At 60.6% G+C, this 10,918-nt stretch carries 10 protein-coding genes; 4 read left to right on the top strand and 6 right to left on the bottom strand.

Annotated features, from left to right (window positions below):
- Window positions 1–213 precede the first annotated feature (213 nt).
- On the bottom strand, window positions 214–996 hold the full coding sequence (locus tag ACQY7U_RS00295) for a DUF1194 domain-containing protein (protein ID WP_428640840.1): 783 nt from the start codon (window positions 994–996) through the stop codon (window positions 214–216).
- A gap of 202 nt (window positions 997–1,198) precedes the next feature.
- Between ACQY7U_RS00295 and ACQY7U_RS00290 the strand changes: the two genes are divergently transcribed.
- Window positions 1,199–2,020, top strand: a complete 822-nt coding sequence (locus ACQY7U_RS00290; protein ID WP_428640838.1) for an enoyl-CoA hydratase — start codon at window positions 1,199–1,201, stop codon at window positions 2,018–2,020.
- 95 nt (window positions 2,021–2,115) lie between these two features.
- On the opposite strand, the gene ACQY7U_RS00285 is transcribed toward ACQY7U_RS00290, so the two are convergent.
- From ACQY7U_RS00285 to ACQY7U_RS00275, 3 genes are read right to left on the bottom strand one after another with little or no spacing between them, the layout of a single operon-like run.
- Window positions 2,116–3,315, bottom strand: coding sequence for an efflux RND transporter periplasmic adaptor subunit (locus ACQY7U_RS00285; RefSeq protein WP_428640837.1), 1,200 nt, complete (start codon window positions 3,313–3,315; stop codon window positions 2,116–2,118).
- 4 nt (window positions 3,316–3,319) lie between these two features.
- Window positions 3,320–5,695, bottom strand: a complete 2,376-nt coding sequence (locus ACQY7U_RS00280; RefSeq protein WP_428640835.1) for an ABC transporter permease — start codon at window positions 5,693–5,695, stop codon at window positions 3,320–3,322.
- Window positions 5,689–6,417, bottom strand: a complete 729-nt coding sequence (locus ACQY7U_RS00275; RefSeq protein ID WP_428640833.1) for an ABC transporter ATP-binding protein — start codon at window positions 6,415–6,417, stop codon at window positions 5,689–5,691. The genes ACQY7U_RS00280 and ACQY7U_RS00275 overlap by 7 nt, the downstream gene beginning before the upstream one ends.
- A gap of 206 nt (window positions 6,418–6,623) precedes the next feature.
- Between ACQY7U_RS00275 and ACQY7U_RS00270 the strand changes: the two genes are divergently transcribed.
- Window positions 6,624–7,076 carry a hypothetical protein gene (locus ACQY7U_RS00270; protein ID WP_428640831.1) on the top strand — a complete coding sequence of 151 codons (453 nt, stop codon included), beginning with the start codon at window positions 6,624–6,626 and terminating at the stop codon, window positions 7,074–7,076.
- Window positions 7,077–7,087: 11 nt separating this feature from the next.
- On the opposite strand, the gene ACQY7U_RS00265 is transcribed toward ACQY7U_RS00270, so the two are convergent.
- Window positions 7,088–7,984 (bottom strand): AraC family transcriptional regulator, encoded by an 897-nt coding sequence (locus tag ACQY7U_RS00265; protein ID WP_428640830.1) that lies wholly within the window; start codon window positions 7,982–7,984, stop codon window positions 7,088–7,090.
- Between the two features lie 164 nt (window positions 7,985–8,148).
- Here ACQY7U_RS00265 and ACQY7U_RS00260 point away from each other — a divergent pair, with 164 nt between their 5' ends.
- Window positions 8,149–8,679, top strand: coding sequence for a CoA-binding protein (locus ACQY7U_RS00260; RefSeq protein ID WP_428640828.1), 531 nt, complete (start codon window positions 8,149–8,151; stop codon window positions 8,677–8,679).
- A gap of 156 nt (window positions 8,680–8,835) precedes the next feature.
- Window positions 8,836–10,116: an O-acetylhomoserine aminocarboxypropyltransferase gene (locus tag ACQY7U_RS00255; RefSeq protein ID WP_428640826.1), complete on the top strand. Its 1,281-nt coding sequence runs from the start codon at window positions 8,836–8,838 to the stop codon at window positions 10,114–10,116.
- Between the two features lie 70 nt (window positions 10,117–10,186).
- Here the strand turns inward: ACQY7U_RS00255 and ACQY7U_RS00250 are convergent.
- Window positions 10,187–10,918 (bottom strand): COX15/CtaA family protein (locus tag ACQY7U_RS00250; protein ID WP_428640824.1); only part of this gene is annotated, 732 nt, incomplete at its 5' end.

Here is a 10,918-nt window from a genome sequence, read left to right as displayed (position 1 = left end):
AATTTTCAATTCAACTAATTAATATTTTCAGCACACGGCATCCGCACAAAATTTTATTTTAAATACATTCATTTATTATGATTTTTACAAAATCGTATTTATGAATTGAAACTTACTCCTTCTAGTCCACCCTTTAAATTGAAAGACTACTTTCGAACACATCTTGAAACGCGCAAAAAACGCATTAAAATCCGGATTGGCTCCCCCCGAGATCTACTGGTCCCAGAAATACTGCTCCCGCATCTGCCGCCAGATCTTCTCTCCGATGAGGCAGTCATAAGGCTCCTGCGGGGTGAATTGCGCCTTGATGACTGACGGCACATGAGGAACTACCCCGCCGATTTCGAGAACCAGTTTGCGCCGGACGGCATCGGGAAACTGCACCCAGTTGTTGACCGGGATCACGAAACTGGCCGGACCTCCGATGACGCAGCGGCGGTAGTATTCATCCAGATCCTTGATGTTGAACTGGAACCCGGCCCCACCGGTCGTCATCAGGGGAAGACCGTTGATGACCATGCCGCTTTCCACGGCCGCATCACGGGCGAGAGTTACGGGTGCCCCGTGGTTGTTCGGTCCGTCCCCGGAGATATCGATCACCCGCCGGTCGGCTTCGAACGGAAGATCTTCCAGAAAGGCGGTGGCATGCCGGATCGCGCCGGAGATGGAGGTGCGGCGCTGGCCGAAGGTGCTGTCCGCCAGTACCTTGTCGGCAAATTCCGTCGCCCCGGCCCGGTCCTCGATAATGGTCCAGCCGACAATTTCCCGGATGTGGGTGTCGTTGGCCCATTCGAACATCATCAGGCCGATCCGGCCATGGGCACCGAGCTCGATGGCCCGTACGACCTCCGGGCTGGCAATCGCCGCCGCATAGCCCTTGCGCTGTATCTGCAGTTCTTCCGGCGACATGGAACGGGAGACATCGACCGCAAGCACAAGTGCGACGTCGACCCTTTCACCGGCTTCCGCGGAAAACGGGATGGCAACTGCGCCCAAAACTGCGCAGATCAGAGAACGGAACGCCTTTACCCTGCACATGGGCGACAGGATAGCGGAAAGGAGCCGAACCGCCAGCAGCTTGCCCCTGCATCCGGATAAACGATCTGTGATTGAGCGGGCTGCCCCCTTCGGCGGTCTATCGCTCGACGGACAGGTTCGGCTATAAAGGCGGCAAATCAGACCATTCAGGAAGACACTCATGTCCGAAACCGCCGCCAACGACGACACCCAGAAGCCGCTCCTGGGCACTCTCCTTCACGAGGGCGTCTACCGGATCGTGATGCAACGGCCTGACCGCATGAATTCGCTGTCGACCGCCATGATGACCGCTCTTTCGGAAGAACTCGCCAGGGCGGCTGAAAACCCCGAAGTTCGCGTCGTCCTGCTGGGCGCGGAAGGCAAGGTTTTCTGCGCGGGCCACGACCTGAAGGAACTGACGGCAGCACGCGGCGAAGCCGACGGAGGCCGGGCGACCTATGAGCGGATCATGCGCCAGTGCTCCGACCTGATGCAGCAGATCGTGCGCCTGCCCAAGCCGGTGATCGCTGTCGTCACCGGCGTCGCGACAGCCGCCGGCTGCCAGCTCGTCGCGTCCTGCGACCTGGCCCTTGCCACGGACACGGCGACCTTCTGCACGCCGGGTGTCAACATCGGCCTGTTCTGCTCCACGCCCATGGTCGCCCTGTCGCGCAATGTTGCGCCGAAACAGGCCATGGAAATGCTGCTGACCGGCGAAAGCATCGATGCCTCGAGCGCCAAGGAATTCGGCCTGATCAACCGTATCGTGCCGCGCGACTACCTGGAACAGGTGGTTCAAAAATATGCGGAAGTGATCGCCTCCAAGTCGTCCAAGACGCTCAAGATCGGCAAGGAAGCCTTCTACCGCCAGCTCGAAATGCCGCTTTCAGAGGCCTATGAATTCGCCGCCCAGACCATGGTTGAGAACATGATGGCGCGGGATGCGGAGGAAGGCATTTCCGCCTTCCTGCAAAAACGCAAGCCGGAGTGGACGGATAGCTGAAGCCGCTTGCCGGAACCGCTCCGTTATTAATCGACACGCGGAGCGGATCAGCGGTGGAGCCTAGCCCCTCCCCCAAAAAGGCCGCGGCCTAGGGCTTATCGCTCGACCACCTCAACACCGTCTTCGATACGGTTGCTCGGATAAAGCACCACCTGCTGTCCTTCCGACAGTCCTTCGGCGATTTCAACCTCCAGGCTGTTCTCTGCCCCAAGCGTGACCGGGCGCAGACGTGCCAGCCCGTCTTCGACGACGAACACCGCCCATTGCTCGCCCTGGCGGAACAGCGCGCCACGCGGAAGTTTGAGAACATCCGCCTCGAAAAGGATCACCTTGACGTCCACCCGGTAGCCGTGGCTCAGCCGGCGCCATTTTTCAGGCGGATCGGCGAGATCAAGGATCACGTTGACCCGCTGTTCCTCGATCCCGAGAGCGGAGACCTTGGTCTCGCCGAAAGGTTCGATCACTCGCACCTTGGCATTGAGATCGGGGCCGCCCCAGCCGGTGATGATGGCTTTGTCGCCGGGATTTATCCGGACCGCATCTTCCGACAGGAGATCGACCACGACCTCCAGGTTGCCGGGATCGCCGATCTCCATAAGCGGCGTGTCGGCGGAAACGACGCCCGCGCTTCGGCGGACAACGCGCAGGACCCGTCCGCTGACCGGTGCCGTGATTTCTATGCACTCGCAATCGTCGCCACGGCTTTCAAGTTCCTGGCGCGACAAAAGCCGGGACCTTGCCTGCTTCAATTGAAACTCCCGGACGTTCAACGCCGCCTTGGCCGACGCCAGCTTGGCTTCGGCGACCCGGTGGGCCCGTTCGGCATTGTCCAGCGTCCTTTTGGAGATCGTGCCGGAGCTCACAAGCCGGCGCGAACGGTCCCGTTCGCTGAGCGCGAACGCCAGATCCGCCTCCGCGCTGTCGAGCTCCGACATCGCGAGCCGGCGTCCGGCCTCTGCAGCCTCGATGGCCGCCTGCTGTTCGGCTTCGGTGCGCACGTCCAGGAATTCCGGCGGCGCCGGTTCGATCGACACCAGCTTCGTCTGCCCCGCCTCGACCGAATCGCCCGCATCGGCCTCGATGCGATGCAGAAAGCCTCTGAGCGGGGCGTAAAGCGTATAGATGTCGCGCACCCTCGTCTCGCCTTCCTCGTCGATGGTCACCAGCAGGTGGCCGGTCTTCGCCTCGGCAAGGTCGGCCGGCACCGGTTGCGGCCGGAACGCATAGCCGATGCCTGCCGCAAGCACGGCAATCAGCAGGCCCCAGATGATCAGGCGGCGTGTAGCAACGCTCACGTCTTCACTCCCGTGTCTTGAGGACCGCGATCAGGTCCAGCTTGTCGAGCCGCCTGCGTACGAAGGCGGCGCAGATGAGGGTGGCCGCCAGCGCAAACAGCATGGCCTTGCCATAGGTGGCATCGTTGATGACGAGCGGCACCCGGTAGAGTTCCGTCTCGAAGGCGCTGACCATGTACCAGGCAAGAACGGAGCCGATCAGGGCGCCCAGAGGAATGGCGAACCAGGTCAGCAGACCGATTTCACCCAGAAGAATGTAGGAAATCTCCCAGCGGCTGAAGCCGAGCACGCGAAGCGTCGCCAGGAGGCGCGCCTGTTCGGACAGGGCGATGCGGATCGAATTGTAGGTCACCCCGATGGTCAGCGTCATGGAGAAGACGACAAAGAACCCGATGAAGATGAAGATGGTTTCGCCCATGGTCTTGTAGAACGTGTCGATGGAGGCCTGACGGAACAGGATGGCAGACGTTCCGGGAATGTCCTTGAGCCTTGTCAACAGGTCGGCGCGTCGTGCCGGATCCACGACGAGATGCAGACCGCTGACTGAACGGGCCGTTTTCATCAACCGGTTGAGGGCATCGAAATCCATATAGGCGGGTTTGCCGATATAGGTTTCGAAAATGCGGGAGACGGGCAGACTGACTTGTGGACGCCGTGCTTCCAGAATTTCCACGAATACCTTGTCACCGACCCTCACGCCAAGCAGTTCGGCCAATTTGCCGGAGAGGACGAGGCCGTCCCGCGGCAGATCGACCTTTTCGTCCTTGACGTCATAGACAGGGCTCAGCGCGGCGTCTTGAGGAACGCCCAGAATTCCCTGCCGTTCGCTGCGTTGACCGTTGCTCAGGCGGGCCGGCACAAATCGATAGGGTTCGGCCCCAAGCACGCCGGGCAGGTTTTTGACATCTTCGATGACGGCATGGGGTTTCAGGTCGTTGAAGGTGATCGTGGCGTCCTGGTGCTGCGCCTTTTCGAAGGTGGTCACGACCAGTGCGTCGATGGCATCCGCCCACTGCAGGGCCATGATGAGCACCGACACGGACATGGCAAGTCCAAGGCTTGCCAGAAAGGCACGCAACGGCCAGCGGAAGATACGTCGGAAGATCATCCGGGTCGGCTCGTCCAGAAACCTTGAAAAAACCGTCCCGGAAGCCCAGGAGCGCCGGTAAATGGGCGGTGCGGGCGGCAGCATCGCCTCGGCGGGAGGCAGGCGGGTTGCCCTTTGCACGGAGACCAGGCTGCCCGCCAGGGCCGCCAGCAGACTGACGCTGCCGGCAATCGCGAACCCGGTCGGCCCCGGCCGGTAGTAAAGAAACGGAAAACGGTAGAATTTGGCATAGAGCTCCGTATTCCAGTGCCCGAGCCAGGCCCCGACCAGAGAACCGATCAGAACACCGGTGACGCCGATGAAAAGAACCATCTTGGCGTAATGCCAGCCAATGGCCAGATTGGTGTAGCCGAAAGCCTTAAGGAGCCCGATTTCGCGGCGTTCGGTCTCAACGAGGCGGGCCATGACCATGTTGGTCAGGAAAGCCGCGACAGCCAGGAAGATGGCCGGCAGGATCCGCGACATGTTCTTCAACTGGCCGATCTCGCTCTCCAGGAACCAGTTCGAAATCTGGTCGACACGCGCATAGGCACCCGTGCCGCCGTATGGCGACAGAAGATCGTCAAGCCGCTGAATGACCTCCTTTTCATCCGTGCCCGGAAGCAGGCTCAAGGTGACGCTGTTGAAGGACCGCTTGAGATCGAACGCGGCTTCCAGCGCATCGCGGCCCATCCACAGCACGCCGAAGCGCTCGTCGTCCGGCATCAGCCCGCCTGGAGCAATGGCGTAGACGAATTCGGGACTGAGGGCGGTACCGACGACCTGCAGGGTCCGTTTGCGCCCCCTCAGGACAGCGTTGAAACTGTCACCGGGTTTGAGGCCATGGGCGTCCGCGAAAGGCTCGTTCACAACCACCTCATCGGGCCGGTTGGGCTCCGCCAGACGCCCCGACCGGAGGACGAGGGTGTTGAGAAGCTGAGGCCCGTGCGCAGGCAGCGATATCAACTGTCCGATGACCGGTTCGTTGAACCCTTCCATATCGAGCACCGCCCCTTGCACGATGCGCGTTTCCGCCATTTGCACGCCGGGGATGGCGGCAATGCCGCGTCCCAGACTTTCCGGCGCCCGTTTGGCACTGGCAAACACCTCGGCAAAGCGCGAACGCTCGTAATAAGCCTTGGTGGTTTCTTCCAGAGATTCGATTGTTGTCAGCGACATGATCAGGACCGCCGCGCCGGATGCGATCACGAGCGCCACCGCCAGCACCTGGGCCCTGAGACGCCAGAGATCACGCAAGAGCTTGCGGTCGAGGCTGGACATTACACCTACCATTCCAGTTCTTCGGGAAGCCGCCGCACCTCGTTGACCCTGGTCTCGACGATCCTGCCGTCGGCGAACATCAGGACCCGGCTGGCAATATCGGCGATGACCGCGTTGTGCGTGATCAGGGCGGTGGTGGTCCCCAATTCGCGGTTAACCCTCAAAATGGCCTCCAGAACGAGGATACCGGTCTTTGAATCGAGCGCGCCGGTCGGTTCGTCACACAGAAGAATCTCCGGCCGCTTGGCGATTGCGCGAGCGATAGCCACCCGTTGCTGTTCGCCGCCGGAAAGCTGGGCCGGGAAATGATCGAGGCGCGCCCCGAGACCGACCAGTTCCAGCGCTTCCTCCGGCCGCATCGGGTTCTCCGAGATTTCCGTGACGAGCGCGACATTCTCCCTGGCCGTGAGGCTGGGAATGAGATTGTAGAACTGGAAGACGAACCCCACGTGTTCGCGGCGGTAGCGGTTGAGCGTGCGGTCCCGGCCATCCGTCAGCACCTTGCCCTGAAAGGAAACCTGCCCTGCTGTCGGATCGTCCAGGCCGCCCAGAATATTGAGCAAGGTCGATTTGCCGCTACCTGACGGACCGAGCAGCACCAGAAGCTCGCCTTGAAAGAACTCGACATCGACGCCTCGCAAAGCCGGCACCTCCACCGCACCCATGTGATAGATCTTGGTCAGACCTTCCCCTTTGAGGGCGACCCTTTGCATCTCGGTTTCCTGAAGCGCCATTTCTGAAATTCCGTTCCGACACGCTCGTCTTCCGTCAGCCTGTTCCGGAGCTCCGGCCCGGGCGCCCACGGAACGCACGCTGACGCGGGACGACCGAACGGATTGTTTCACATCCTCGCGCACGCGCCATCCGTACATTTGCTAAGGGCAGCTTCAGTGTTTATCCAAGTCATGCGACAAGCAGACAGGCGAGGACACGAGGAACAATGCAACAGGCAGGTTATTCAGGGCGGCCGCTTGCCGCCAAACTCGGCCTGAAGCCAGGCATGAGCTGCTGGTGGCAGGACATGCCGGAAGACATCAGTAATCTTCTGCAAGGTCAGGAACCCGGCGTGAATCTCCTCGGCGCGGCAGTTTCCGGGCTGGAGTGCGCCCATCTTTTTGTCACAAGCCGCGCCGTTCTTCAGGCCGAGCTTTCCCGGCTTCGCGATCTCCTCTCTCCCGCCGGCATGATCTGGGTTTCCTGGCCCAAGAAGGCCAGCAAGGTGCCGACCGACATTTCGGAGGACGTGATCCGCGAGATCTGCCTGCCGACGGGGCTGGTGGATGTGAAGGTCTGCGCAGTGGATGCCGTCTGGTCCGGCCTGAAACTTGTCATCCGCAAGGAATTCAGGAAAGAACAGGAAGAAAAACTGACGGCAAATACCGGGACGGACTGATCGGCCGCGCCTCACATCAACGGCAAGAATATTTCCGTTTTTGCTTCGTGTTCAGGCACATCCGGGAAGAAGCTAATTCTTTGCACGAAGAGAGGATAGTCGCGCAATTCCTCTCCGCTCTGCGGCAGCCAGTCCCGGTAGAGCGCACGAATATCCGCATCCGCGTGATCGAGTGAACCATGATGTTCGATCACGGCACAGCGCCCGCCGGGAATCGTTTTCGTGATGACGCCCTGGCTATTTTCCGGAACCGCCTGTGAGACGGAACAACACACATCGAAACGGTAATCTTCAGGCGCGGCCGTTTTCGGGTCGTCATAGAGTATGTTGAACGTCGCGCTCCTGGACGGCGGCAAGGCGTTCTCCCTGCGCCAGTCAACGAACCTGCGGACGGTTGCTGGAAGTCCGGCGGGCGTGCCTTGGTGCTCCAGAACCGCCACCAGCGTTTCAGGAAAATCAACAATCCGAATGCGGTCGAAATCAAGTCCGGTCTCCGGCATGGTCTGTCCTTTCAAGTCCGTGAGAGGGTCATAGGTACGATGCCAGATGGTCCAGTCAGGTGCGGCGCGGAAGGCCGTTGGGCTTTGGCCGAAAGTCCGCTTGAACGCCCGTGAGAAGCTTTCCAGGTTTTCGTAGCCGGCGTCATAGGCAATATCCGTAACCGGACAGTCCTGCCGGAAGGCAAGTTTGTGCCCTGCCCGCTTGAGCTTCAGAAGACGCCGGTAGTCGGCAATCCCAAGGCCCAGGAAGGCGGAAAACTGACGCTGGAAATGAAACCGCGAATAGGCGGCGACCTCAGCAAGAGCAGCAATGTCCAGCGGCTGGTCGAGCGTCCCGTCGACCTTCTCGAGGACGCGCTGAAAGCGCTGCTTGTACCGGCCCATTCCCTTGTCCTTCGCTTCTTCCATCTGACTTTTCCCGTTTAACCTGTCCTTCCCCGGCATCGCCTGACCGCAAGTGCTCATTTTCATGTGCATGCCGTGAAATGTGACCAGGTGCGACCCTGGAAACGCTTGCAGTACCGCCCGGTTTCGAATTGGATAGCGCGGCACATCTGAGAGTATTCAAATTCATGAACCACGACAGTTACTCCGACGCCTATATCAAGGGCATTCTGGACGAGGTCAAAACCGTGGCCATCGTCGGCGCCAGCGCCAACAACGTCCGGCCGTCCTATTTCGTTCAGAAGTACCTCCTCTCCAAGGGTTATGACGTATGGCCGATCAATCCCGGTCAGGCAGGCAACCAGATCCTGGGACAGACCGTTTATTCGTCTCTGGACGATCTTCCGGCTGTTCCGGATGTGATCGACATATTCAGGAACTCCGCCGCTGCGGGCATGATCGTCGACCAGGTGCTGGCCAGTGGCAAGTTGCCGAAGGTGATCTGGATGCAGCTTACCGTGCGCAATGACGAGGCAGCCGAAAAGGCGGAAGCGGCCGGCATCAAGGTGGTCATGAACCGGTGTCCGAAGATCGAATACGGCCGGCTCTCCGGTGAAATCGGCTGGGCCGGGGTCAACTCCAGGACCCTCTCCTCCAAGCGTCCCACACTCAAGTCCGGGTTTCAGCACCGGGGACTGTTGGGCGGAAAACCCCGCTGAAGCCGGCGGGACCGTTCGGGCCGGCCCAGGCAGTGTCCCTGCATAAGCCGTTGACGCACAAAAATTTTCCGGAACGCGACGAATCCGGAATTTCCTGCTTTGACCTGCCCGTCCCCTTCGGCCAAACTGCCGCGATTCAAATTGGGAGGTTCATTTATGAGCGATAACATTCCTGGCTTTTCTACCCTTGCCATTCACGCCGGTGCGGCGCCCGATCCTTCGACCGGAGCAAGGGCAACGCCTATCTACCAGACGACATCCTTTGTGTTCGACGATGTAGACCACGCGGCCTCCCTTTTCGGCCTTCAGGCCTTCGGCAACATCTACACGCGCATTACCAATCCGACGACGGCCGTTCTGGAAGAGCGGGTGGCGGCGCTTGAGGGCGGTACGGCGGCACTTGCCACGGCTTCCGGGCACTCCGCGCAGCTGCTTTGCTTCCACACGCTGATGCAGCCGGGTGACAACATCGTTGCCGCGAACAAGCTCTACGGCGGTTCGATCAACCAGCTCAACCACTCCTTCAAGAGCTTCGGCTGGGGCGTGAAATGGGCGGACCCTGCCGACATCAGCTCCTTTGAAGCTGCCATTGACGACAAGACCCGGGCGATCTTCATCGAAAGCCTTGCCAACCCGGGCGGCATCATCGTTGACATCGAGGCCATTGCCGCCATTGCCAAGGCCAAAGGCGTTCCGCTGGTCGTCGACAATACGATGGCCACGCCATATCTGTGCCGTCCGATCGAACACGGCGCCGACATCGTCCTGCATTCCCTGACCAAGTTCATGGGCGGTCATGGCAACTCCATGGGCGGCATCATCGTCGATGGCGGCAGCTTCGACTGGTCGGCAAGCGGCAACTACCCCCTGCTCTCCGAGCCGCGGCCGGAATATCAGGGCATCGTCCTGCACGAGACCTTCGGCAATTTCGCCTTCGCCATTGCCTGCCGCGTGCTCGGCCTGCGCGACCTCGGCCCGGCCATTTCGCCGTTCAACTCCTTCATGATCCTGACGGGCATCGAAACGCTGCCGCTGCGCATGCAAAGGCATTCTGACAACGCCAAGAAGGTTGCCCTGCACCTGTCGGCCCATGACAAGGTCAAATGGGTCTCCTATGCCGCGCTGCCCGACGACAAGCATCATTCGCTGCAGCAGAAGTACATGCCCAAGGGCGCCGGGGCAGTGTTCACCTTCGGTGTCGAAGGCGGCTATGACGCCGGGGTCGGCCTGGTGTCCAAGGTGGAACTGTTCTCGCACCTCGCCAACATCGGCGACACCCGCAGCCTGATCATCCACCCGGCCTCCACCACCCACCGCCAGCTCAGCGACGAGCAGAAAACTGCGGCGGGCGCCGGTCCGGACGTGGTGCGCATCTCCGTCGGCCTGGAAGACGTCGAGGATCTGATCGCCGATCTGGATCAGGCACTCTCCGGCTGATCCGGCTTACCTCAAAAATCAAAAAGCCCGCCATCCGGCGGGCTTTTCCGTTCTCTGGCAGGAGAAAACTTCATCCCCTGATCGGAAATGGCCCCTTCAGCACCGCCATGTAGTCGACGGCCGCAGCGAGCACGATCACCGCAAAGCCCTGATGCACCAGTGCGACGGGAAGCGGCACCATCCAGACCAGCGTCATTATGCCGAACACGGCTTGCAGCAGGATGAAGCCGCCGACATGGGCGCCTGCACGGCGCAATTCCGCGCGCCGGCTCGCCCGGAACGTGGCGTAGGTCAGCATCACACCGAGCAACACCAGCAGATACGCCATCATGCGGTGCTGAAACTGAACGGTCATGACGTTTTCGAAGAAATTAAGCCAAACCGGCTTCATGACCAACAGACCGTTCGGGACGAACTGCCCGTCCATCAAGGGCCAGGTATTGAAGGTGAGACCCGCGTTGAGGCCGGCCACCAGCCCCCCCAGAAATATCTGCAGAAAGACAAGGCAGACGAGCAGCTTACCGCCCCGGGTCAACCGCGCCTGCTCGTCTTCCACCGGTTCCGGCAAGGGTGCGAGCCGGCGGGCGATCCAGAAGAGATAACCGAAGATGAACAGCGCCAGGGTCAGATGAACCGCCAGTCTGTACTGGCTGACGTCCGTCCGCTCCACCAGCCCCGAAGCGACCATCCACCAGCCGACGGCCCCTTGCAGGCCGCCAAGGGCGAGACCGATCGCAAGCCGCGGTTTCAGCCAGGGTTCGATCCGTCCGGCCATCCAGAAGCCGAGCATGGGAATAAAGAA

Origin of the sequence: Roseibium sp. (assembly GCF_050301095.1) — a bacterium.
In the GTDB taxonomy this organism is placed as follows: Bacteria; Pseudomonadota; Alphaproteobacteria; order Rhizobiales; family Stappiaceae; genus Roseibium.
Note: the sequence above shows the minus strand (reverse complement) of the source record. Positions and strands in the feature narration are given on the sequence as shown.

Bases quoted from the DNA above. Each gene is read 5' to 3' on its own strand.
- ACQY7U_RS00290 (WP_428640838.1), top strand. From the start codon at position 1,199: ATGTCCGAAACCGCCGCCAACGACGACACCCAGAAGCCGCTCCTGGGC.
- ACQY7U_RS00280 (WP_428640835.1), bottom strand. From the start codon at position 5,695: ATGGTAGGTGTAATGTCCAGCCTCGACCGCAAGCTCTTGCGTGATCTC.
- ACQY7U_RS00275 (WP_428640833.1), bottom strand. From the start codon at position 6,417: ATGGCGCTTCAGGAAACCGAGATGCAAAGGGTCGCCCTCAAAGGGGAA.
- ACQY7U_RS00270 (WP_428640831.1), top strand. From the start codon at position 6,624: ATGCAACAGGCAGGTTATTCAGGGCGGCCGCTTGCCGCCAAACTCGGC.
- ACQY7U_RS00265 (WP_428640830.1), bottom strand. From the start codon at position 7,984: ATGGAAGAAGCGAAGGACAAGGGAATGGGCCGGTACAAGCAGCGCTTT.
- ACQY7U_RS00260 (WP_428640828.1), top strand. From the start codon at position 8,149: ATGAACCACGACAGTTACTCCGACGCCTATATCAAGGGCATTCTGGAC.
- ACQY7U_RS00255 (WP_428640826.1), top strand. From the start codon at position 8,836: ATGAGCGATAACATTCCTGGCTTTTCTACCCTTGCCATTCACGCCGGT.